Below are 22878 nucleotides of genomic sequence, written 5' to 3'. Positions count from 1 at the left end.
ATCGAAAACTTTTTTGGATGCCTCTGTAACGCCATTGGGGGAGCGCTCTCTAGTGCTGTGTCGGGACTGAACAACATTCCAGCCGACAACCCTGACGATGACTGAGGATACAAAAATGAACTTCAAAACTGCTTCCACCGGTGCCGCTCTCGCTTTCGCTGCTGCGACTCTGTTTGCCGGTGTTGCGACGACGGCTCAGGCTGCCGACGCTGCTCAGGTTCACTGCTACGGCGTGACCTCGTGCAAAGGCATGAACGATTGCAAAACCGCGGAAAACGCCTGTAAGGGTCAGGCTGTTTGCAAAGGTCACGGCTTCAAGGCCATGACTCAGGCTCAGTGCATGAAGGAAGGTGGCAAGGTCGGCGAGTAACCGACTACCGTTTGGCGCCGCAGTGGCTTCCCCCAGCCACTGCGGCCATTTTGCGAGGAGCCCGCCAATGTCTGCATCCCTTTCTTGTCTGGGCTATGGCCTGGGTTTACGCAGTGCTTACTACCAGGACATTCTTGATCAGTCGCCGGCCGTGGACTGGTTCGAAGTCGTCTCCGAAAATTTCATGGTGCAGGGCGGCAAAGCCCTCTATTACCTTGACGCCATCGCCGAGCGTTATCCGCTGGTGATGCATGGCGTATCGTTGTCCATCGGCGGGCCGCATGCCCTCGATCAGGGCTATCTGCAACAACTCAAGGTGTTGGCCGATCGGGTCAAACCGGCGTGGGTTTCCGATCACTTGTGCTGGAGCCGTGGCAACGCCCATCAGCTTCATGATTTGTTACCGCTGCCTTACACCGAAGAAAGCCTTTATTACGTCGCTGATCGGGTGCGCCAGGTACAAGACGTTTTGCAGCGGCCACTGGTGCTGGAAAATGTCTCCAGTTATGTGCGCAGCGCTGACGATGATTTCAGCGAGTGGGCGTTTCTCGAAGCGTTGAGCCGGTTGAGCGATTGCGAATTGTTGCTGGACGTCAACAATGTCTATGTCAGCTCACGCAATCATGGTTTCGACCCCTGGACCTTCATTCAAGGTTTGCCGGCAAACAAGGTTCGCCAACTGCATCTGGCGGGCCACAGCGACTACGGCGATTACGTCATCGACACCCATGACCATCCTGTCAGCGACCCGGTCTGGGCGCTTTATCAACGCACGCTCGATTACCTCGGCCCGGTCGCCACGCTGCTGGAGCGCGATGACCATTTCCCGCCGTTTGAAGAACTGCTTGGTGAATTGCAAAAAGCCCGGGAGTTGGGTGCGAGCGTGCTGAACCGGAGGCAGAAATGCGCCTGATCGATTGGCAACTGGCCTTTGAACGCTACCTGTTGGGAGCGCCGGTGGCGGCTGATGTCACGCTTGGCTCCAGCCTTATGGGTGGCCCGACGCTGGATGTCAGCACAGGGTTGGCGATTTATCACAATGCTTATCAGGCCCGGCTACAGGAAGTGCTACGCGCAGACTTTCCCGCCATCCACGATTGGTTGGGTGACGATGAATTCGAACAACTCACCGCGGCTTACATCCGCCAGAATCCTTCGGATCATTACAACCTTCGTTGGCTCGGCAAAGGCTTCGAAATGTTTATTCGTCAGCATCTGGTGCCTGAACAGAGTGCGCCGCTGGCAGAGCTTGCAGCACTTGAGTGGGCCTTTACGCTGGCATTCGACGCGCCTCCCGGAACGCCCCTGACGATGCAGGACATGGCGCAACTGGCACCCCAAGACTGGCCGACGCTGCAAGTCAGCCCCAGTCCCTCGCTGCAATGGCTTGAGTGTGCCTTCAACAGTGTGGCGATCTGGCGATCGGTAAAGGATCAAGCGCAGTTTCCTGGCAGCACGCCACTCGACAGTTCCCATACGGTGGTGATTTGTCGAAATGATCTCGTTTGCCAGTATCGAAGCCTGGAGCCTGGAGAGGCCAATGCGCTAAAAGGCCTGTTTGAGCGTGAATGGAGTTTTGCTGAACTGTGCTCCGAATTGACAGTCATCTGTGGAGAGGGTGCGCCATTTCAAGCTGTGACCTGGCTCAAGCAGTGGGTTCACGACGGTTGGTTGCAGCGTCACAAATCATAGAAATTGGCTATTATTTCGATAGCCAGCTAATTTTCTAAGATGGTCTACCCTCACATCAGACGTCTGAAACAAGGGGGACTTTCCATGCTCGCGCAACTTCCACCGGCCTTACAGAATCTGCAGCTACCGCTACGCCTGCGACTCTGGGACGGCCATGAATTCAATCTGGGGCCGACGCCCAGCGTCACGATTGTGGTCAAGGACCCACAAATGGTTACCCAGTTCACCCACCCAAGCCTGGATGCGCTCGGTGCGGCATTTGTCGAGGGCAAGCTTGAGCTGGAAGGCTCCATCAGCGACGTCATCCGCGTCTGCGATGAATGGAGTCAGGCGTTGTTAAACGAGGACGATAGCAATCAACCGGTTCGTACCGTCCACGACAAGGAAACCGACGCCAAGGCCATCTCCTACCATTACGACCTCTCCAACGAGTTTTATCAGCTGTGGCTCGACAGCGACATGGCGTATTCCTGTGCGTATTTCGAGACCGGCAGTGAAACCCTAGAGCAGGCCCAACAGGCCAAGTTCAGGCACCTGTGCCGCAAGCTGCGGTTGCAGCCGGGCGAGTATTTGTTGGACGTCGGTTGCGGTTGGGGCGGACTGGCCCGGTATGCGGCGAGGGAGTTCGGTGCGAAGGTATTTGGCATTACGCTCAGCGAAAAACAACTGGCCCTGGCCCGTGAACGCGTTAAAGAGGAAGGTCTGGAGGATTTGGTCGAGCTGCAACTGCTCGACTATCGCGACCTGCCTCAAGACGGTCGCTTCGACAAAGTGGTCAGTGTCGGCATGTTCGAACACGTGGGCCACGCCAACCTGGCTGAATACTGCAAAACCTTGTTCGGCGCGGTGAAAGAGGGCGGCCTGGTGATGAACCATGGGATCACCGCCAAACACAACGACGGTCGTCCTGTGGGGCGCGGTGCTGGCGACTTCATTGGAAAATATGTATTCCCCAACGGCGAGTTGCCGCACCTGTCGATGATCTCTGCCGAGATCAGTGACGCGGGGCTGGAGATCGTCGATGTCGAAAGCCTGCGCCTGCATTACGCGCGTACCCTCGACCACTGGAGCGAGCGCCTCGAAGACAACCTTGAGGCGGCGTCCAGGCAAGTGCCGGAGCAAGCCTTGCGGATCTGGCGGCTGTACCTGGCAGGATGCGCTTATGCGTTTGCCCGGGGCTGGATCAACCTGCACCAGATCCTCGCGGTTAAAGCCCACCCCGATGGCAGCCACGAATTGCCATGGACGCGCGACGACATCTACAACCCTTAGAGAATCGGTGAGATAAGCCGGGCGACCCGCATGCCAATTTGTTGCAGGCGATGGGTCTCCCGGCTTTCTTCTTTGGCGATTTCGTGGGCCTGGAAAAAGTCGTCGTTGAGCATCTGTTCCACTTCGGCGGCAAAGGCGCTGTCGACCGTCAGCAACATCACTTCGAAATTGAGCCGGAACGAGCGGTTGTCCAGGTTGGCACTGCCGATGGCGCTGATTTCACTGTCGATCAACACCACTTTCTGATGCAGGAAACCAGGCTCATAGCGGAACACGCGTACACCGGCGCGTACGGCCTCGAAGGCGTAAAGGCTGGAGGCTGCGTAGACGATTCGGTGGTCTGGACGCGAGGGCAGCAGCAGTCGCACATCGACGCCTCGCAGCGCCGCAAGCCTGAGTGCCGCGAACACAGCTTCGTCGGGGATGAAATAGGGGCTGGTGATCCACACGCGCTCAGTTGCGGCATGAATAGCTTCGACGAAGAACAACGAACAGGTTTCGTAGGAATCTGCCGGGCCGCTCGCAAGCAATTGGCACAGAACACCGTCATCCGGATACACATCCGGCAAAATCAGTGGCGGTAGCGATCGTGCTGCCCAGAACCAGTCTTCGGCAAAAGACTCCTGCATACAGGCCACCACCGGTCCGCGCACTCGAACATGAGTGTCTCGCCATGGCGCCAGCGGAGGTTTCTCGCCCATGTATTCGTCGCCAACGTTATGCCCGCCCACGAACCCCAGCACCCCATCGACCACCACGATCTTGCGGTGGTTGCGGAAGTTGACCTGGAAGCGATTGAGCCAGCCACTGCGGGTGGCGAACGCCTTGACCTCGACGCCGCCGTCGCGCAACGCCTGCACATAGCTGTGGGGCAGGGAGTGGCTGCCAATACGGTCATACAGCAGGTAAATCGCGACGCCTTCGGCGGCTTTCTTCAAAAAGAAGTTGGTGCAGGCGTTGGCCGAGACGATCATCGTGGATGATAAAGAACTGAATCAATACAGCTTCTTTTGCCTTGCTGATGGCCTCGAAAATTGAATCAAACGTGGCTTGGCCATTGATCAGTAAATGGACTTCGTTGTTCGCCAGGCAAGGCATTCGGCCCAGCTTTGGCATCGCCCGCAGCGACGCGTAGGCGTTGGAGGCGCGAGCGGTCAGCGCCTCTTCGACCCAAGGGCGCCAGTTGAGCTCGGAGATGGCTTTGCGCATTTCTTCGTTGGCCTGTCGCCGGGCCTTGATGTAACCATCGAACGTGCTGCTACCGAAAACCAGGTACGGAATAAGCGTGAGGTAGGGCATGAATACCAACGACAGGGCCCAGGCGATTGAACCCTGAGCGGTCCGGACGGTGAGTACGGCGTGTATCGCCGCAATCGTGCCCAGCGAGTGAAGCAGTGCAATGGTGTAGCCGAAAATGTGCGGTCCGAAGTAACCCATGGGGGGCAGCCCTGCTCCTGAAGATACAGTGCTTAACAGACCATGTTCCGTGCAGAATGTCGCTATTTAATTGGCCCATGAACCGAAGCCGAAGGCTGGCGTCTAACGGCCACTACTGATCAGGAGTTTGTCGATGAACGTTCGTCTGCTGGGTTTGGCCATGGCCATTGGTGTGTCACTTCCTGTGGTTGCTCAGGCGCAGATGCTGCAACCCGGGTTGTGGGAAATGACCACAAGCAACATGAAGGTCGATGACCAGAACCTGCCGGACTTGCAGCTGATCCTCGGTCAGTTGCAGAGCCAGATGACGCCGGAGCAACGTGCTCAACTCGAGAAGCAGGGCATCACCATGGGCGGCAAAGGGATTCGGGCTTGCCTGACCCCGGAGCAAGTGAAGACCGACAACATTCCACTGACCGACCCGCAATCGGGCTGCAAGCAGGAAATCACCGACCGCAGCGGTAACCAGTGGAAATTCCGTTTCAGCTGCCCCAAAGCGCAAGGTGCCGGTGTTGCCACGTTCCTCAGTGACCGTGAGTTCACGACCAAGGTCAACGGTACGTTCAATGCCACCGGTATCCAGCAAAAGGGCAGTCTCGAAAGTCGCGCCGTGTGGCTGGGGCAGGACTGCGGAACGGTCAAGCCTCGAGCCTGACACCTTTGCCAGTACAGCCGCTCCCTACATGATCGTGTGGGGGCGGACCCGATTCAGCCACTGACACGCAGCCTCAACATCCATCCTGCCCAGGTCCTCACCGGCACCGCTGCGCACACTGACGAATTCCCCTTCCTGTTCTTTCTCGCCCACGACCATCAGGTACGGCACTCTTTGACTGTGTTCGCGAATCTTGTGGCGGACCTTTTCATGCCGCAGATCCGCATGAGCATGCACACCGCTACGACGCAATGTCTCGGTCACCGACTGGGCATAACTCGCTTGGCGTTCAGCCATGCTGACAATGATGACAAGCGGAGGGGCTCGCCAGTTGTCCAGTTCCTGTTGGCAAGACCAACACGTGCCGTAGATTCGTTGCACAGACGTTCCGCTAATGGAGTCGAGGGAGAACGCCTGCAACACCTTCGTGGCTGGAACGTGCGGGCCAGTCGTCAACTGTTCGAAGTCCCCCAAGCGGTATAACGACAGTTGCTCTGTCGACTTCATTGTTCGTCGACGGATCGAGTGGTTGGTCGCCGCGAGTATCTGCATGCGAGCTTCGATCAGTGGCAGGTCGTCGCGGGTTAACGATTGCTCGAGGGTAAAACCGTAAAAGAATCCGTCCCCCAACGCCGATCCAGACTGCAGCTGCACATTGGGATGAAGCTGCTTGACCGCCATTGCCAGGATCAACGCGCAGGACCGCCGAAGGATTTCCAGGCCATCGGGTTCCTGAGGTGTGACGATGCTGACCCGCGCATCGCTCCTGATCATGTATTCACAATCCACCAACACACCCTCCACCCGACCGGCCACCGCCGCTTTCGCCAACCCGGGGCTGATACTGGCAGCGAGTTCGGACACGGACAGCGGTTGGTTGTATTCACGCAGTGAACCATCAGGCAGGCGGATTTGAATCATGGGTGATGCTCTCGAGTGCTTCTATTATTCGCGCTAACGCATTAACCGTAGAGAACTGCGCTGACGGGTCTTCGCTATGAGGGGTGGTTATCGGCAGGACTTCGTCTGCCATTAATTCCAACAAGGTGGATAGTGCGAATCAGCGCGCTGCTCATCGTCAGAACTCGTTTTGCAGCGCTTTGTAACCGCGCACCAGATCGACATTGGTCCGGGCCACGTCCTCGGAAAACTCCGAGGCACTGACGCTGACCGGCGGGAATTGCGACAGGTCCGTGTTCGGTCCGATACGGGTAGTGGAGGGCACGTAGAACCCTTCGGGCAAATCGCGCCCGTCGACCACCGAGTTATGCCGCACCACGCAGCCATCGCCGACCACGCAGTTGAACAGCACACTGTTGAAACCGACGAACACTCGATCACCGACCGTGCAGGGGCCGTGGACAATGGAGCGGTGGGCGATCGAACTGAACTCGCCGATAGTGACTGCCGCGCCGGACTTGGAGTGAATCACCACGCCGTCCTGAATGTTCGAGTTGGCGCCGATGGTGATCGGTTCCATTTCGCCGTCGGCGTCTACTTCGTCGGCGCGAATCACCGCGTAAGGGCCGACGAAAACGTTCTCGCCGATCACCACTTTGCCGCAGATGATTGCGGTCTTGTCCACATAGGCGGACTGCGCAATCAGCGGTAAATCACCTGAAGGGTTCTTGCGGATCATGGCTTGCTCAACGTCTCGTACAGAGTATTGAGGTTGTACTCGAACAGCCCGGCAAAGGTGCTGGCCGGCCCGGTGGCGGCGAGGGCATCGGAGTACAACGTGCCGCCGATGTGCGCGCCGCTTTCATCGGCAATCTGCTTCAGCAGGCGGGCGTCCTTAATGTTTTCCATGAACACCGCTTTGACCTTGGCCTGACGAATCTGAGTGATCAGTGCAGCCACTTCGGCAGCCGAAGGTTCGCGTTCGGTGGACAGGCCCTGAGGTGCCATGAAGTCGATTCCGTAGGCCTGACCGAGATACCCGAAGGCGTCATGGGAGGTCACGATTTTGCGATTGCCTGGCGGTAGTGAACCGAGCTTGGCCTTGGCTTCGGCAAGCAGCGCGTAGATCTGTTTCAGGTACGCCTGGCTGTTACGTTGGTAGTCAGCCTTGTTCACCGGGTCCGCAGCGATCAGCGCTTTGGTGATGTTGGCGATGTACAGTTCGGTGTTCGCCAGGTTGTGCCAAGCGTGAGGGTCGGGAACGGTTTCGCCGTCTTCATCCAGGGAGCGCGGGATGACGCCGTGACTTGCGCTAATGATCGGCGCCTTGGTCTCGGTGCTGGTCACCAGGCGGTCCAGCCAAGGTTCGAAACCCAGCCCGTTTTTGATGATCAACTGGGCACGGAGCAACGCTTTGGCATCGTCCGGCGTCGGCTCGTAAGTGTGAGCATCGGCGTCGGGGCCGACCATGTTGGTGATCTGGATATGGTCGCCGCCGACTTGATGGGTCATGTCGGAGAGGATGCTGAAGCTGGTGACCACCTGAAGTTTTTCCGCCGCCGACAGCGACATCGACATCGATAGCATCAAACTGAACAACACGAGTAAAGCGCGCATCGGAAAACACCTTATTGGGATGTGAGCAAAGGAGGGCGGCGTAGCAAACCGTGCACCGGTCCGAGCACCACGGACAGCAGATACAAACCACCCGCGACCAATACGATGGCCGGGCCGCTGGGTAGCGAGTAGTAGAACGACAGCAGCAATCCAAGCCATACCGAGAGACAACCCAGCAACGCGGCGATACCCATCAAGACCGGCAAGCGACGGCTCCAGAAGCGCGACGCGGCGGCAGGCAACATCATCAAACCGACCACCATCAGCGCGCCGATGGCCTGGAAACCGATCACCAGATTCAACACCACGAGCATCAGGAACACGCCATGGGCCAGCGGTCCGAGTCGGCTGACGGTTTGCAGAAAGAGCGGATCGAGGGTGTCCAGCAACAGTGGTTTGTAGATGAGGGCCATGGCGAACAGGCTGAAGCCCGAGACCCACAACATGCCGGTCAGCGTCGGACCATCGACGGCCAGCGCGGAGCCAAATAGCAGGTGCAACAGGTCCAGGCGTTTGCCGGCGATTCCAAGAATCAGCACGCCACTGGCCAACGAGATCGGATAGATCGCGGCAAGGCTGGCGTCTTCTCGCAGGCCTGTGCGACGGGTGATCCATGCTGCCAGCCCGGCCATGGACAACCCAGCACCTAAACCGCCGATAGTCAGTGCCGGCAGGCTCAACCCGGCGAACCAGAAGCCGAGTGCGGCACCGGGCAAGATGCCGTGGGCGACTGCATCGCCGATCAGGCTCATGCGTCGCAAGATCAGAAACACCCCCAGCGGTGCCGTGCTGCCCGCCAGCAAGAGCCCGCCGAGCAGGGCCCGGCGCATGAACACAAACTCGTGGAACGGTTGCCAAAGTTGAGCGGTGGCGAGCATCAGGCCACCTGCGTTTGAGGTTGTTGGCGGATCAACTCGGTGCTCGATCCAAGCACGCAGCCAGTGTTTTTGATCAGCAGTGTCTGTGGAATGTGTTGGCGAACGGCGGCCAGGTCATGGCACACCACAACCAGGGTTCGACCTTGGGCGTGCCATTCGTGGATGTGTTTCCAGAGCAGCGACTGACCGAGTTCATCGAGTGCTGCGTGCGGCTCATCCAGCAACACCAGTGGCGTTTGTGCAAGGCTTAGTCGGGCGAGCAGGGCACGTTGCAGTTCCCCGCCCGACAATGCCATTAACGGGCGTTGTTCCAGACCGCTCAGGCACCAATCCTCCAGCACGGTATTGAGGCGTTGGCGGCGTAATTCAGGCGATAGCTTGATGCCCCAAAAACCGGTAGCCACCAACTCCTGGAGGCTGATGGGAAATTGCCGGTCCAAGTGTTGTTGCTGGGGGAGGAAGGAGAGGGCGCCCTTACGTGGAACATTGAGGATGACGTTGCCTGCCAGAGGTCTTTGCAGTCCGGCGATGACTTTCAGCAAGCTGCTTTTACCCGAGCCGTTGGCGCCGATGACGGCGGTCAGGCTTCCCTTCGGCAAATAGACATCCAGCGCAGGTGTGAGCGGTTGTCCGGGTGCGCCCCAACGCAATGCCTGACAGCGAATCATGCCGCCTCCCAGTTCCATCGGCTTTCGGCGACGGCATCGTGGGCATGAAGGCTTTCGGCATGGACCACGCGAATGTGAAATGCGTGAATGCCCGGGGAGCGTTTCAGGGCAAGGTTCAAACGTCGTGCAGCGTCCTCACAGAACATCAGGTTCTGACCATTGGCCAAGGCGAAGGCTTGTTCATCGGCGCGCTTTACCGCGGTTTGGACGGCAGTGCCGAGGGCTGCTTCGGCGTCATTGATGAGAGCGATCAGCGGCAGGTCATCCAGATAATCGTCGAGACGCAGGCGTAACTCCGCGTTGCTGCGTTGGCTATGGGGCGTCGCAACGATGCCTTTTGTGGAACCGAGCCATGCCAATACTTCGGCGTGTTGCAGCGACTTGTTGGCGAAATCATCGACGAATTGTTGCTGAATCAACTGCCGGGAAAGTGCGGCTGAACAGGGGCAGGTGGAGGAATAAGCAACGTCGATTTTTAGTTCCACGTGGAACATCGCGTTTTTCAGCCGCGCTTCGATGCTCACTGGATACGTTTTCCAGCCGGCCAATGGGCTGATCAACGCCGGCCTTTTTAGCAGTAGATCGCCATGAATTCTTAAGTACGCGCAAGTAGACAGTCCTTGGTGAGTGTCGAGAAAGCACTGCAAGACTCGTCGCAACAGTGCGGGGCTCAGGTCTTGCTGCTCGAGCATCTCCAGTGCCAGATACAACCGCGACATATGAATCCCGCGAGCTGCGCCATCATCGAGGCTCACGCCCGCGTCCACTTTCGCGCTTATGCGTTGGCCATCGAATACAACAGGAAGAGCAATGCCGCACATGCCTACCCAGTCGAGTGGCAGGGCTTGGCGAGAAGCTTGCGCGGCGATATCGGGCAAGGTCAGCGCATTCATGAGCAGGTCCGTCGAGGGGAATCGATTTTATATGTTATGTTATTACATAAAATTCGACTACGCCTTTTTCACGACGCTTGGTCACTTCAGGCCTAGCAACCGGTCATCCTGCTACAGGTGAATGTGGTGCTAGTGCCTCCAGAACTGGAAAAGCGGTTGATCGTTGTCCAGCCAACCCGACGGTTGTAGCCAACCCAGGCTTCGCCGTCGGAAGCGATACCGGTGAAGAACGTCAGCTGCCCATAGCGACTGTTGGTCTGCGCCCAGTAGCGGTTGCCCGCCATTTCGAAGCCGCGCAGATAGATCGTGCTACCGACGGTGTTGACGCTGTACGCATTGCCATCGGCATCCACGCAGGCGAGCAGATTGGCGCTGCGTGTGCATTTAGCCAGGCTCGGAATCTGCGCCAGGACTTGTGTAGCAGCCATCAGCGAAGCGCACATCAGCGCCAATCTCAGGGCGATACGCATAGGATTTCTCGGGGATTGAATGGGGTTCAGCTTCGGACGCTTTGTCGTCACGAGCAATAGGAGGGTGGCTTGATTGCATTGTTATACTATAACATCAAATTAAGCCCGACACTGCGACCGGGCATCCCTGTGAGGAAACCCTGATGCCCAATCGACTTCCCGTGACCGTCCTGTCGGGCTTTCTCGGTGCCGGAAAAAGTACGCTGCTCAACTACGTGCTGCGTAATCGCGACAACCTGCGAGTCGCCGTCATCGTCAACGATATGAGTGAAATCAATATCGATGGCAGCGAAGTCCAGCGTGATGTCAGCCTAAATCGTGCGCAAGAGAAGCTCATTGAAATGAGCAACGGCTGCATTTGCTGCACCTTGCGCGAAGACTTGCTCGAAGAGGTCAGCAAGCTCGCCAAGGACGGGCGATTTGACTATCTGCTGATCGAATCCACCGGCATTTCCGAACCGCTGCCCGTGGCCGAAACGTTCACCTTTCGTGATGAACAAGGGCAAAGCCTGGCCGACATCGCGCGGCTCGACACCATGGTCACCGTGGTCGATGGCATGAATTTCTTGCTCGACTATCAAGCCGCCGAAAGCCTCGCCACCCGTGGAGAAACCCTGGGTGAGGAGGACGAGCGCTCGATCACCGACCTGTTGATCGAGCAGGTCGAGTTCGCTGACGTCATCCTGATCAGCAAAATCGATTTGATCAGCAGTCGTGAGCGCCAGGAGCTGATCGTGATTCTTCAGCGCCTCAATGCACAGGCGCAGATCATCCCGATGGTCATGGGTGAAGTTCCACTGCAGAGCATCCTCAACACCGGTCGCTTCGATTTCGAAAAAGCGGCTCAGGCGCCAGGCTGGTTGCAGGAGCTACGTGGCGAGCACGTGCCGGAAACCGAGGAATACGGGATCGCTTCGACCGCTTATCGAGCCCGCCGCCCCTTTCACCCGCAGCGTTTTTTCAGCTTCATCGACCGTCCATGGACGAATGGAAAGCTGCTGCGCTCCAAGGGTTTTTTCTGGCTGGCCAGCAAACCTTTGGACGCCGGCAGTTGGTCTCAGGCCGGCGGCTTGATGCGTCACGGTTTCGCCGGGCGCTGGTGGCGGTTTGTGCCGAAAACCCAGTGGCCGCAAGATGAAGAAAGCACCGCTGGAATCATGGAAAACTGGAGCGCCGCCACCGGCGATTGCCGCCAGGAACTGGTGTTCATCGGCCAAAACATCGACTTCGCACAACTCACCGCTGAACTAGACGATTGCCTGCTGACCGACGCGGAGATGGCTTTGGGAGCCGAGGGTTGGCGAGCGCTGCACGATCCGTTTGGTCCATGGCATGACGAGGCGGCTGCCTGATGCTGGCGCCGACTCTGAAGCGGCGTTCTGTCGTTCAACAAGTCCAGGGTGAAACGCCGAAAACGCTAACCCGAATTCTTGATGACGGGGTCAATCTAGCCACTTGGCAGCGTCAATTACCGGTACATATCGCCGATTTCGGCCACTTGCTGCTGTCGCAGAATCAGCCGCTGGCCGAATCACGGGTTCTGGAATTACTCGACGATGAGACTGAACCCGATCTGCGAGGATTAGCTTCAGGCTTCAGCGATCTGGAAGGGTATGGAGCGTTCGTCGCCGACGTGTCCTGGCTGGTCAGCGCGTTTGCCTGTTTGTTGGGCGCCAAGCGCATCGGCCTGCGTTTACGGGCACTGGACAAGGCCATGTGCCCGCGTTTCCACGTCGATCATGTGCCGGTGCGGTTAATCACTACGTATTCCGGCATCGGCAGTCAGTGGCTGCGAGAGGGTGTTATGGATCGTCGCCAATTGAGCCAACCTCAGGCTGAGCCTGTACAGGATTCGCTGATCGAGCAAATCGCCAGCGGGCATGTGGCGCTGTTTAAGGGCGAGAAGTGGCACGGCAACGAAGGTTTCGGCCTGATTCACCGCTCGCCGCAACCCGCATTGGGCGAGCGTCGTTTGATCCTGACCCTTGACTGGCTGAGCTGATGCCTCACGGCTTGAGCCAGTTTCCCTGGCTCTGTGTTTCGCAAAAGGCTTCAGATACGCCGCATCGGTGGCCACGCCGTAATAGTGAATATCCTGACGGTAAGGCATATTGGCGACTTGGGCGTTGCTGCATACGCCGAAACTGCCACTGGGGCATTGGTCTACGTACTGCACGTCGACCTTCTGGCCCGGAAGGTTGGGCTGGCAGTAACCGTCGACGAAGAGTTTTTCCGGGATGGTGCGGTTTTGCTGGCACACTTTTACGTCGAGTCTCTCAGCTGTGCTATGTACTACGCAGGCTTGAGCCAATGCTTCACCTGAACTGAGCGCCAGCAGTAACGACAATCCCATCAAACGCATCATTTACCTCCTCTTCAGAAAACGTCGACCATGTTGCAGAACATTCCCACTCATGTCATTGCAGGCCCTTTGGGTGCCGGCAAAACCAGCCTGATCAAGCACCTGCTGATGCAGCGGCCGCTCAATGAGCGTTGGGCGGTGTTGATCAACGAGTTCGGCCAGATTGGCCTGGATGCTGCGCTACTGACCTCGGATGCCGATGGTATCGCACTGGGTGAAGTGGCCGGCGGCTGTTTGTGCTGCGTCAATGGTGCACCGTTTCAGATCGGACTCGGGCGGTTGTTGCGCAAGGCGAAGCCGGATCGGTTGTTCATAGAACCCTCTGGCCTGGGACATCCGGCCCGGTTGCTTGAGCAGTTGAGTGAGGCTCCGTGGACCGGTGTACTGTCGGTACAGCGTTGCGTACTGGTGCTGGATGCCCAATCGCTCGCCGCCGGTAAACCGCTGCCTGCGGCGCAACAGGAGGCGTTAAACAGCGCCGGTTTGCTGTTGCTGAACAAGGCGGAAGGTCTCGACGACAATGATCGCCAGCGAATCACAGCGCAGTTGCCTGCCCTTCCTCTGTACTGGACGCAGCAGGCGCAATTGCCGTTGAGCCAATTGCCCGGTCTCAAGGCCCAGGCTGTAGAGGGTGTGGATAACTTCGTTTTACCCAAGGGATTGGCGCAGATGCCGGCTATCTGGACTGATCCTGCGCTACCGATTTGTTTGAGTCAGGAACAGGCTGGGGGGTGGAGTATTGGTTGGCGTTGGCATCCTAGCCAGACGTTTGATAAGGCACTCATTGGCCAGTGGCTTGAGCGTTCTGTCTGGCGGCGGGCGAAGCTGGTTATCCACAGCATCGACGGGTGGGTATCGGCGAACGCCTTGGATAATTCGGCGCTGCAATGGCAGCCCAGCGAATGGCGCGGTGATTCGCGGATCGAGCTGATTTTCAGTGAGCAGCAAGATGTGGAAGTGCTGCAAAAAAACCTGAATGACTGCCGGGCGCGTTAAGGCCTTTGATTCAAGGACGCCACTTGGTGTGTTCCTGCCGCCATTGGCTCAACTCGATGACCTCTGCGCGCGGCTTCGCTACATCGACTACGACAGGCGTGTCATCGAACGGCATCGGATAGGGCGCCAATTCGATCTGCGCGCTATGGGCGCCGAATTGAGTGATGGTGCCGTTGTGACGGGTTTCGCCGGTCACGGTAAATTCGAAGTTATACACCCGGGCCAGGCGCCGACGGCCATTGGCGTCTTTGATGAACGCAATCTTTTTCAAGGCCACGTTGCCGTCCAGCAACTCGATGCCGAGCTTGGCACAATGCTGTTTGACCCGCTCCAGCGCACGCTCGCGCAAGCCGTGGTTGTGCCACAGCCACGCGCCACCCGTGGCGAGCAACATAAGCACGAAGATATTTCCGAGGGTCAGCATCAACAGGTTGCTCCAACTTGAGAGTGCCAGCTTAACTGCGTCGCCGGTCTGTCGTACAGGCTGTGTTTCGTCGCATACTGCGCGGCTCGAATTTCAATCGTTTTACGGAAAACTCACCGCATGAAACGTACGCCCCATCTGCTCGCCATTCAGTCCCACGTGGTGTTCGGCCACGCTGGCAACAGCGCCGCGGTTTTCCCGATGCAGCGGGTCGGGGTGAATGTCTGGCCGCTCAACACCGTGCAGTTCTCCAACCACACCCAGTACGGTCAGTGGGCCGGCGAAGTGTTGGCACCGCACCAGATTCCCGATCTGGTAGAAGGCATTGCCGCGATTGGCGAATTGGGTAATTGCGATGCCGTGCTGTCCGGCTACCTCGGCAGTGCGGCTCAGGGGCGGGCGATCCTGACCGGCGTGGCGCGCATCAAGTCGATGAATCCAAAAGCGCTGTATTTGTGCGATCCCGTGATGGGGCATCCCGAGAAAGGCTGCAGCGTACCGGCGGAAGTGAGCGATTTTCTACTGGAAGAGGCGGCCTCGGTGGCTGACTTCATGTGCCCGAACCAGTTGGAGTTGGACAGCTTTTCGGGGCGCAAACCGCAATCGTTGTTCGATTGCCTGGCCATGGCGCGAGCGCTGTTGGCGCGTGGGCCGAAGGCGATACTGGTCAAGCATCTGGACTATCCCGGCAAACCGGCGGATGGCTTCGAGATGTTGCTGGTGACAAACGAAGGCAGTTGGCACCTGCGCCGTCCATTGTTGGCGTTTCCGCGCCAGCCGGTGGGTGTGGGCGACCTGACTTCCGGGTTGTTCCTGGCGCGTGTGTTGTTGGGCGACAGTCTGGTTGCCGCCTTCGAATTCACAGCGGCGGCGGTGCATGAAGTGCTGCTGGAGACTCAGGCCTGTGCCAGCTATGAACTGGAACTGGTGCGGGCGCAGGACCGGATTGCGCATCCGCGAGTGCGTTTCGAAGCGGCAGCGATCAGCCTCTGATTCCGCGTTGACCTCATCGCGAGCAGGCTCACTCCCAGATTGAATGTGTGAACGACACAGATCAAATGTGGGAGCGTGCTCGCGATGGCTATCTAAAGCAGGTCACAGACCTCAGGCATCACCCTTGATTTCCTGATACCGCTTTTCCAGCTCCTGACGAATCTGCCGACGCTGCTGCGCCTGGATGTAGCGGCGTTTTTCTTCGCTGTTGTGCGGTTGCAGCGGCGGGACGGCTGCGGGCTTGCGGTTGTCATCCACCGCGACCATGGTGAAAAAGCAGCTATTGGTGTGGCGCACCGAGCGCTCGCGAATGTTCTCGGTCACCACCTTGATGCCCACCTCCATGGAAGTGTTGCCGGTGTAGTTGACCGAAGCCAGAAAGGTCACCAGTTCGCCGACATGAATCGGCTCGCGGAAAATCACCTGGTCCACCGACAGGGTCACCACGTACCGGCCGGCATAACGGCTGGCGCACGCGTAGGCCACTTCGTCGAGGTATTTGAGCAGGGTGCCTCCGTGGACATTGCCAGAGAAGTTGGCCATGTCGGGGGTCATCAATACCGTCATCGACAGTTGTGCGTTTCCGGGTTCCATAGCGCTCTCACGGTTCAAGGCAGAATTTCAGGGGCGCACCTCTGCGGGTGCCTTGTCAGCTTTTTCAAACCAACAGTTATCGGGACGCCGGGCAAGCGGCTGCCGTCACGCGCGCATCCATCTGTTTCCATATATTGCACCGCCTTTGCAGCGCAAGTCGTGGTGTTAACCTCCAAAAAGCCCAGCTCAAGGAGGCCTACCCATGCATGCCATCAGTTTCATTCAGGATCTGGCAGTGATCATGCTGATCGCGGGCGTGGTGACCGTGCTGTTCCATCGGCTCAAGCAACCGGTAGTGCTGGGCTATATCGTCGCCGGCTTCATCATCGGTCCGCACACACCGCCCTTCGGCCTGATCCACGACGAAGAAACCATCAAGACCCTGGCGGAGCTGGGGGTGATTTTCCTGATGTTCTGCCTCGGCCTGGAGTTCAGCCTGCGCAAGCTGTTCAAAGTGGGCGCCACTGCATTCATCGCGGCGTTCCTGGAAATCGTGCTGATGATCTGGATCGGCTACGAGATCGGCCGATGGTTTGACTGGAACACCATGGATTCGTTGTTTCTCGGCGCGATCCTGGCGATTTCCTCGACCACCATCATCGTCAAGGCGCTCAACGACCTTAAGATGAAAAACGAGCGTTTCGCCCAGCTTATTTTCGGTGTGCTGATTGTCGAAGACATCCTGGGCATTGGCATCATTGCGTTGCTGTCGAGCATCGCGGTCAGTGGCACAGTCAGCTCCGGTGAAGTGTTTTCCACGGTCGGCAAGCTCTCGCTGTTCATGATTGTCGCCCTGGTCATCGGGATTCTGCTAGTGCCGCGGCTGCTGGCTTACGTGGCCAGGTTTGAAAGCAACGAGATGCTGCTGATCACCGTGTTGGGGCTGTGTTTCGGGTTCTGTCTGCTGGTAGTGAAGCTGGAATACAGCATGGTGCTGGGTGCATTTTTGATTGGCGCGATCATGGCCGAATCTCGGCAATTGCTGAAAATAGAGCGCTTGATCGAGCCGGTTCGCGACTTGTTCAGTGCGATTTTTTTTGTCGCCATCGGCCTGATGCTTGATCCGATGATCCTCCTGCAATACGCCTGGCCGATCGCCGTGATTACCGTGGCGGTGGTCCTCGGCAAGATGCTGTCCTGCGGCCTCGGTGCTTTTATCGCCGGGAATGACGGACGCACCTCACTGCGCGTGGGGATGGGACTTTCGCAGATTGGCGAATTTTCTTTCATCATCGCCGCGCTGGGGATGACGCTGCAGGTCACCAGCAACTTTCTCTATCCGGTCGCTGTGGCTGTTTCGGTGATTACCACACTGCTGACACCGTATCTGATTCGCGCAGCCGATCCGCTGTCGCTCAAGTTGGCTGCCGTAATGCCACAACGGCTGGGCAGAGTGATGGGGATGTACGGCAAATGGCTGCGCAGCATCCAGCCGCAAGGAGAGGGTGCATTGCTGGCGTCGATGATTCGGCGGATTTTGTTGCAGGTGGGAGTCAATCTGGCGCTGGTGGTTGCGATCTTCTTCTCTGGCGCGTATTTCGCCGGGCACATGTCCACCTGGCTGCAAGACTGGATCATCGACCCGAGTTGGCAAAAAGCATTGATCTGGGGTGGAGCGCTGCTGTTGTCGCTGCCGTTTCTGATTGCCGCCTATCGCAAGCTCAAGGCGCTGTCGATGCTATTGGCAGAGATGGGAGTGAAACCGGAGATGGCCGGCCGCCACACACAGCGAGTGCGTCGGGTGATCGCCGAAGTGATTCCGATCCTCTCGCTGCTGGTGATTTTCCTGCTACTGGCAGCCTTGTCGGCCAGCATTTTGCCGACCAACAAGTTGCTGGTATTGATCATCGTGGTGGCTGCCGCCGTAGCTGCACTGCTTTGGCGCTGGTTCATCCGCGTCCACACGCGCATGCAAGTGGCCTTGCTTGAAACCCTGGACAACCACAGCGATGCATCTGGCCACTGACATTTGACCTGTAGCAGCCTGCGTCCGGCTGCGAAGCAGTCGTAAACCCGGATGACTCGGTTTTCCTGCAGCACCTCGTTGTCTGATATTGCGGCCGCTGCGCAGCCGAGACGCAGGCTACGCCAGCTGCTACAAAGTCGGGATAGGCTAAATCAGCTTTCCAGCCAGACGTCTCGCGCCCAGTGCCATACCGATTCCCAAGTCTCTTCGGCGATCAGTTCTTCTTCGGCTTGCCACAGCACCACGGTGCCGTCTTCTTCGACGAGGTAATAGTCATCACCGTCCTGGCAGATCGGGATCATGCTGCGGTCAACGCCAGCGTCCCAGGCGTTGGCGGCAACGTCCGGCAGATAGGTGTGGGATTGTGGGTCGGTGACGGTCACCGGCTCCAGGCTGCCGTAGACCACGTCGCTGACGGTCAGCAAAAATTCTCTGAAGACGAAAGGAATGTCGATGAACAGCTGTTCTTCGATTTCAACCAGCAGGTCTTCGTCAGGTAGCTCCAAGGGGACCGGTACCGGTTCGTTGGCTTCACGCAGTTGTTCGATGATTTCTTCCACGTCCGGGATCCTCTTGCTTGATGGCGCGGTTTAGTTGGGGCGGTTTATACAGTAGCTCGCTATAGATGCAACCGCGAAATAGAAAACCCCAGCCGAAGCTGGGGTTTTTTTATGCCGCATGCTTAACGCAGAGGAGATCAGCCGTTCTGGCGGATACCGGCCACCAGCCAAGGCTGGTTTTCGCCCTGTGGACGCTCCATGTTCCAGCTTTCGCTGAACACTTCACCCTGGTCGAAACGCGAGGTCTTCGACACACCACTGAAGGTCAGGGTGGCGATGGTCTTGTCGGCACGATCATCCACGCCGTCCAGCTGAACATTGAGGTTATCAATGTAAGTGGACTGGAAGCCGTCGCCCAGGTCCGCACGTTCGCGCTTGAGGAACTCGAGCATTTGCGGGGTCACGAACTCGGCGATCTTGTCCATTTCGTTGGCGTCCCAGTGCTGCTGCAGGGACTGGAAGTGGTTGCGTGCCGCTTCAATGAAGTTCTTTTCATTGAACCAGGCCGGCGCGTTGATCACTGGACGAGCGGCGGCAGGTGCTGCCGAGCCACCGAAGATCGAACCGCCCGCAGGCTTGTTCTCGAATACTTCACGCTGCATCGGCGCGTGGCCAGCCGGCGCCATGTGCTCCTGCTGCTTGCGACGACGAGCGGCGATGAAGCGGAAGACCAGGAAGGCGATGACCGCCATGATCAGGATGTCGAAGATCTGCATGCCCTGGAAGCCGCCGCCCATGAACATGGAGGCCAGCAGGCCACCGGCGGCGATGCCGGCCAGAGGGCCGAGCCAGCGCGAAGCACCGCCAGTCTTGGCAGCTGCGCCCGCGGCGCCGGCAGCACCAGCGGTCGCCGCAGCGCCGCCCATGCCTGGAGAAGAAGGCGCCATTTGGCTGGTTTGGTGGGTCGGCGCAGCGCCGACGCTTTTGCCGCCACCAAAGCGCTTGGCGTTGGCGTCGAGGCTCATCGTCAGGCCGATGCACAACGCCATGGCGATGCTAAGAAAACGTTTCATAAAGGGTAATCCCATTTGTGGATGGCACGCGCGCCATGTTGCACAGCTGAAGTGTTACTGGCTAGCGGCAGAGTGTTTCGGGCTTTTGCCTGACAGGTTGCGTTCAGCTTCGGTCAGCGCAATAAGGCCTTTTGACTTTCGTCCGGAGGACGAGTGGATAGCTTCCGTAGGACGAGTGGATAGGGTCTGTTGGAGATTTGCCTAGCGTCGCAGCGCCAGCATGACCACACCGGCCGTGATCAGGCCGATTCCGCCCCATTGGCGCAGGTCGAGTTTTTCGCCCAGCAGGATCACGCCGAGCACCGCCACCAGCACCACACTGAGCTTGTCCACCGGAGCGACCAGCGAGGCTGGCCCCAGTTTCAGCGCGCGGAAGTAGCAGATCCACGAGGCGCCGGTGGCCAGTCCCGACAGCAGCAAGAACAGGTAGCTCTTCGCCGAGATCGATCCTAATGACTGATATTGGCCCGTGGCGTACAAAATCAAGGCCAGGCTGACCAATACCACTACGGTGCGCAGCAGGGTGGCGAAGTCGGAATTAACGTTTTCGATGCCGATTTTGGCGAAGATCGCGGTCATGGCGGCAAACGCCGCCGACATCAGGGCCCAGAACGTCCAGGAAGAAAAGAAGCCTGAGCCCATGATTTACGCCTTATGTCAGATCAACCCGTTGAGGCAGGCTCAACACAAAACCCTGTGGGAGCGAGCTTGCTCGCGATAGCCACACCGCGATTTAACAGATACACCGCAGCGATCTCAATCGCGAGCAAGCTCGCTCCCACAGAAAAGCTATTAGATAGCTTCCAGCTTCGCGTAACCCAGCATCAGCCACTTGCTGCCTTCGCTGAAGTTCACCTGCACCCGTGCCTGCGCGCCGGAACCCTCGAAGTTGAGGATCACGCCGTCACCAAAGATCGAGTGCCTTACAGTCTGACCCAGGCTGAAGCCGGTTTCCGGAATCTCGCTGCCGCTGAACAGGTTGCTGCCGCTCATCGATTGATTGCCACCGAACGGACGGCTGACACTGTTGGACAGCCGCACTTCCTGGATCAGGCCTTTCGGTACTTCCCGTACGAAACGCGAGACCTTGTTGTAAGTCTCGCTGCCGTACAGGCGTCGGGTTTCAGCGTAGGTCATCACCAGGTTTTGCATCGCACGGGTGATGCCCACGTAAGCCAGGCGACGTTCTTCCTCGAGACGGCCAGGCTCTTCCAGGCTCATCTTGTGCGGGAACAGGCCTTCTTCCATGCCCACCAGGAACACGTAAGGGAATTCCAGGCCCTTGGCGCTGTGCAGCGTCATCAACTGAATACTGTCTTCGTGCTCGTCGGCCTGAGTATCCCCGGCTTCCAGCGACGCATGGCCGAGGAACGCCGCCAGAGGCGTGAGCTCTTCATCTTCTTCAGCGTTTTCGAAGTTGCGCGCGGCGCTGACCAGTTCCTCAAGGTTTTCTACCCGAGCCTGGCCCTTTTCGCCTTTTTCCGCCTGGTGATAAGCAATCAGTCCCGATTGCTCAATGACCGTCTGAGTCATCAGGTGCAGGGGCATTTCCATGCACTTGGCAGCGAGGTTTTCGATCAGCTCGATAAAGGCGCCGAGTGCGCCAGCGGCACGACCGGTCAGGCCCTTGTTCGCCACCAGCAGGCGCATGGCTTCCCACATCGACACATCACTGTGCCGCGCATGGTCGCGGATCGCTTCGACCGTTTTCTCGCCGATGCCTCGGGCCGGCACGTTGATCACCCGTTCCAGCGCCGCATCGTTACCCCGGCCTTCCAGCAAACGCAGGTAGGCCATGGCGTTCTTGATTTCTGCCCGTTCGAAGAAGCGCTGACCGCCATAGATGCGGTACGGAATGCGCTCGCGCAACAAGGCTTCTTCCAAAACGCGCGATTGGGCGTTAGAGCGGTATAAAATCGCGATATCGCTGCGGGCCAAGCCGGTTTTCAGCGCGCTTTCGATGGTTTCCACCACGTAGCGTGCTTCGTCGTGTTCGTTGAACGCCGCGTACAGATTGATCGCTTCGCCTTCGCCGCCATCGGTCCACAGCTCTTTGCCCATGCGCCCGGTGTTGTTGGCGATCAGGGCGTTGGCGGCTTTGAGAATGCCTGCGGTGGAGCGGTAGTTCTGCTCCAGACGAATGGTTTCGGCATCCGGAAAGTCATCGGAATACTGATAAATATTCTCGATTTTCGCGCCACGCCAGCCGTAGATCGACTGATCGTCGTCGCCCACCACCATCAGGCTGTCGCCGCCCTTGGCCAGCAAACGCAACCAGGCGTACTGCACGGCGTTGGTGTCCTGGAACTCGTCCACCAGAATGTGGCGGAAACGCTTCTGATAGTGAGCCAGCAAGCCCGGATGGTCGCGCCACAGGTCGAGTGCACGCAGCAGCAGTTCCGAGAAATCGATCACGCCAGCGCGCAGGCACGCGGCCTCATAGGCCTCATAAATGCTGCGCATGGTCGCCAGAAACAGGTCGCCGCTGGCTTGAATGTGTTGCGGACGCAGACCTTCGTCTTTCTGCCCGTTGATGAACCACTGGGCCTGCCGGGCCGGCCAGCGTTGTTCGTCCAGCCCCAGCTCGCGGATCACGCGCTTGACCAGTCGTTGCTGATCGTCGCTGTCGAGAATCTGGAACGTCTGGCTCAGGCCGGCTTCCTGCCAATGCGCCCGCAGCAAGCGGTGCGCCAGGCCGTGGAAGGTGCCCACCCACATGCCGGCCGGGTTGATACCCATCAGCTGCTCGATGCGATGACGCATCTCGGCCGCGGCCTTGTTGGTGAAGGTCACCGACAGGATTGAGTGGGGCGAGGCGTTTTCGACCTGGATCAACCAGGCGATACGGTGCACCAGCACTCGGGTTTTACCGGAGCCAGCACCGGCCAGGACCAACTGACGACCCACGGAGGCAGCTACGGCCTGGCGTTGGGCATCGTTGAGGGAGTTCAGCAGAAGGGAGAGATCATCGCGCATCGGGGCATTCTAGGGTGCGCCGTCACACCGGGCAAACCGAGCTTTGCATTAGCCGATGAAAGATGCACGAAGGACGACCGGTCAGTCACTGGCTGCAGGCGTTGGCGGGCCGCGCTCCAAGGGTTTTGGAGGGGTGGCGGGG

At 58.4% G+C, this 22878-nt stretch carries 23 protein-coding genes and 2 pseudogenes; 10 read left to right on the top strand and 15 right to left on the bottom strand.

Annotated features, from left to right (window positions below):
• The first annotated feature begins 115 nt into the window (after nucleotides 1-115).
• The 4 genes from bufA2 to cfaB all read left to right on the top strand — a co-directional run bounded on the left by bufA2 (nucleotide 116) and on the right by cfaB (nucleotide 3334).
• Nucleotides 116-370, top strand: a complete 255-nt coding sequence (gene bufA2, locus AB4N76_RS13855; RefSeq protein ID WP_046030837.1) for a BufA2 family periplasmic bufferin-type metallophore — start codon at nucleotides 116-118, stop codon at nucleotides 368-370.
• Between the two features lie 67 nt (nucleotides 371-437).
• Nucleotides 438-1283 carry an MNIO family bufferin maturase gene (bufB, locus tag AB4N76_RS13850; protein ID WP_460164568.1) on the top strand — a complete coding sequence of 282 codons (846 nt, stop codon included), beginning with the start codon at nucleotides 438-440 and terminating at the stop codon, nucleotides 1281-1283.
• Nucleotides 1274-2062, top strand: coding sequence for an HvfC/BufC N-terminal domain-containing protein (locus AB4N76_RS13845; protein WP_223522310.1), 789 nt, complete (start codon nucleotides 1274-1276; stop codon nucleotides 2060-2062). Before bufB ends, AB4N76_RS13845 begins: the two co-directional genes overlap by 10 nt.
• Nucleotides 2063-2146: 84 nt before the next feature.
• The gene (gene cfaB / locus AB4N76_RS13840; RefSeq protein ID WP_046030833.1) at nucleotides 2147-3334 is read left to right on the top strand and encodes a C17 cyclopropane fatty acid synthase CfaB; all 1188 of its coding nucleotides are present in this window, start codon (nucleotides 2147-2149) and stop codon (nucleotides 3332-3334) included.
• On the opposite strand, the pseudogene cls reads toward cfaB, so the two are convergent.
• Nucleotides 3331-4771 (bottom strand): annotated as a pseudogene (cls, locus tag AB4N76_RS13835) (cardiolipin synthase). The gene cfaB and the pseudogene cls overlap by 4 nt on opposite strands.
• 133 nt (nucleotides 4772-4904) lie before the next feature.
• On the opposite strand from cls, the gene AB4N76_RS13830 reads away from it, so the two are divergent.
• The gene (locus AB4N76_RS13830) at nucleotides 4905-5426 is read left to right on the top strand and encodes a DUF3617 domain-containing protein (RefSeq protein ID WP_046030831.1); all 522 of its coding nucleotides are present in this window, start codon (nucleotides 4905-4907) and stop codon (nucleotides 5424-5426) included.
• A 24-nt stretch (nucleotides 5427-5450) separates the two neighbouring features.
• On the opposite strand, the gene AB4N76_RS13825 is transcribed toward AB4N76_RS13830, so the two are convergent.
• The 7 genes from AB4N76_RS13825 to AB4N76_RS13795 all read right to left on the bottom strand — a co-directional run bounded on the left by AB4N76_RS13825 (nucleotide 5451) and on the right by AB4N76_RS13795 (nucleotide 10852).
• Entirely contained in the window at nucleotides 5451-6347 is an 897-nt protein-coding gene (locus AB4N76_RS13825; protein WP_460164567.1) for a His/Gly/Thr/Pro-type tRNA ligase C-terminal domain-containing protein, read from the bottom strand.
• A gap of 157 nt (nucleotides 6348-6504) precedes the next feature.
• Entirely contained in the window at nucleotides 6505-7065 is a 561-nt protein-coding gene (locus AB4N76_RS13820) for a gamma carbonic anhydrase family protein (protein WP_223522309.1), read from the bottom strand.
• A complete protein-coding gene (locus tag AB4N76_RS13815) occupies nucleotides 7062-7943 on the bottom strand; it encodes a metal ABC transporter substrate-binding protein (RefSeq protein ID WP_460164566.1) in 882 nt (293 codons plus the stop codon). The genes AB4N76_RS13820 and AB4N76_RS13815 overlap by 4 nt, the downstream gene beginning before the upstream one ends.
• An 11-nt stretch (nucleotides 7944-7954) precedes the next feature.
• On the bottom strand, nucleotides 7955-8821 hold the full coding sequence (locus AB4N76_RS13810; RefSeq protein ID WP_460164565.1) for a metal ABC transporter permease: 867 nt from the start codon (nucleotides 8819-8821) through the stop codon (nucleotides 7955-7957).
• Nucleotides 8821-9489, bottom strand: coding sequence for a metal ABC transporter ATP-binding protein (locus AB4N76_RS13805; RefSeq protein ID WP_046030825.1), 669 nt, complete (start codon nucleotides 9487-9489; stop codon nucleotides 8821-8823). The genes AB4N76_RS13810 and AB4N76_RS13805 overlap by 1 nt, the downstream gene beginning before the upstream one ends.
• Nucleotides 9486-10382: a GTP cyclohydrolase FolE2 gene (gene folE2 / locus AB4N76_RS13800; protein ID WP_046030824.1), complete on the bottom strand. Its 897-nt coding sequence runs from the start codon at nucleotides 10380-10382 to the stop codon at nucleotides 9486-9488. The genes AB4N76_RS13805 and folE2 overlap by 4 nt, the downstream gene beginning before the upstream one ends.
• Before the next feature lie 92 nt (nucleotides 10383-10474).
• Complete coding sequence (locus tag AB4N76_RS13795; protein WP_460164564.1) at nucleotides 10475-10852, bottom strand: glutamine synthetase; 378 nt, start codon at nucleotides 10850-10852, stop codon at nucleotides 10475-10477.
• 143 nt (nucleotides 10853-10995) lie between these two features.
• Between AB4N76_RS13795 and zigA the strand changes: the two genes are divergently transcribed.
• Both zigA and AB4N76_RS13785 read left to right on the top strand, forming a co-directional pair.
• Nucleotides 10996-12204 carry a zinc metallochaperone GTPase ZigA gene (gene zigA / locus AB4N76_RS13790; RefSeq protein WP_046030818.1) on the top strand — a complete coding sequence of 403 codons (1209 nt, stop codon included), beginning with the start codon at nucleotides 10996-10998 and terminating at the stop codon, nucleotides 12202-12204.
• Nucleotides 12204-12854, top strand: coding sequence for a DUF1826 domain-containing protein (locus AB4N76_RS13785; RefSeq protein ID WP_046030816.1), 651 nt, complete (start codon nucleotides 12204-12206; stop codon nucleotides 12852-12854). The genes zigA and AB4N76_RS13785 overlap by 1 nt, the downstream gene beginning before the upstream one ends.
• 4 nt (nucleotides 12855-12858) lie before the next feature.
• Here AB4N76_RS13785 and AB4N76_RS13780 read toward each other — a convergent pair.
• Nucleotides 12859-13214 (bottom strand): annotated as a pseudogene (locus AB4N76_RS13780) (NADH:ubiquinone oxidoreductase).
• Between the two features lie 30 nt (nucleotides 13215-13244).
• Here AB4N76_RS13780 and AB4N76_RS13775 point away from each other — a divergent pair.
• Nucleotides 13245-14210, top strand: a complete 966-nt coding sequence (locus tag AB4N76_RS13775; protein WP_460164563.1) for a CobW family GTP-binding protein — start codon at nucleotides 13245-13247, stop codon at nucleotides 14208-14210.
• 10 nt (nucleotides 14211-14220) lie between these two features.
• Here AB4N76_RS13775 and AB4N76_RS13770 read toward each other — a convergent pair whose 3' ends face one another.
• Entirely contained in the window at nucleotides 14221-14634 is a 414-nt protein-coding gene (locus tag AB4N76_RS13770) for a DUF3301 domain-containing protein (protein ID WP_046030812.1), read from the bottom strand.
• Nucleotides 14635-14754: 120 nt separating this feature from the next.
• On the opposite strand from AB4N76_RS13770, the gene pdxY reads away from it, so the two are divergent.
• Nucleotides 14755-15627 carry a pyridoxal kinase PdxY gene (gene pdxY, locus AB4N76_RS13765; RefSeq protein ID WP_046030811.1) on the top strand — a complete coding sequence of 291 codons (873 nt, stop codon included), beginning with the start codon at nucleotides 14755-14757 and terminating at the stop codon, nucleotides 15625-15627.
• Between the two features lie 111 nt (nucleotides 15628-15738).
• Here pdxY and AB4N76_RS13760 read toward each other — a convergent pair whose 3' ends face one another.
• Nucleotides 15739-16221 (bottom strand): acyl-CoA thioesterase, encoded by a 483-nt coding sequence (locus AB4N76_RS13760; protein ID WP_046030810.1) that lies wholly within the window; start codon nucleotides 16219-16221, stop codon nucleotides 15739-15741.
• Nucleotides 16222-16423: 202 nt separating this feature from the next.
• On the opposite strand from AB4N76_RS13760, the gene AB4N76_RS13755 reads away from it, so the two are divergent.
• Nucleotides 16424-18187 carry a cation:proton antiporter gene (locus tag AB4N76_RS13755; RefSeq protein WP_460164562.1) on the top strand — a complete coding sequence of 588 codons (1764 nt, stop codon included), beginning with the start codon at nucleotides 16424-16426 and terminating at the stop codon, nucleotides 18185-18187.
• Nucleotides 18188-18339: 152 nt separating this feature from the next.
• Here the strand turns inward: AB4N76_RS13755 and AB4N76_RS13750 are convergent, their stop codons facing one another.
• The 4 genes from AB4N76_RS13750 to uvrD all read right to left on the bottom strand — a co-directional run bounded on the left by AB4N76_RS13750 (nucleotide 18340) and on the right by uvrD (nucleotide 22736).
• Nucleotides 18340-18747, bottom strand: coding sequence for an SMI1/KNR4 family protein (locus AB4N76_RS13750; RefSeq protein WP_077430996.1), 408 nt, complete (start codon nucleotides 18745-18747; stop codon nucleotides 18340-18342).
• 137 nt (nucleotides 18748-18884) lie between these two features.
• The gene (locus AB4N76_RS13745; RefSeq protein ID WP_460164561.1) at nucleotides 18885-19760 is read right to left on the bottom strand and encodes a Tim44 domain-containing protein; all 876 of its coding nucleotides are present in this window, start codon (nucleotides 19758-19760) and stop codon (nucleotides 18885-18887) included.
• Between the two features lie 201 nt (nucleotides 19761-19961).
• Complete coding sequence (locus tag AB4N76_RS13740) at nucleotides 19962-20402, bottom strand: EamA family transporter (protein ID WP_046030805.1); 441 nt, start codon at nucleotides 20400-20402, stop codon at nucleotides 19962-19964.
• Nucleotides 20403-20552: 150 nt separating this feature from the next.
• Nucleotides 20553-22736 (bottom strand): DNA helicase II, encoded by a 2184-nt coding sequence (gene uvrD / locus AB4N76_RS13735; protein ID WP_460164560.1) that lies wholly within the window; start codon nucleotides 22734-22736, stop codon nucleotides 20553-20555.
• Between the last annotated feature and the right edge of the window lie 142 nt (nucleotides 22737-22878).

The organism is Pseudomonas sp. S2_F03, from assembly GCF_054668335.1.
This window is presented reverse-complemented; position numbering and strand designations above follow the sequence as displayed.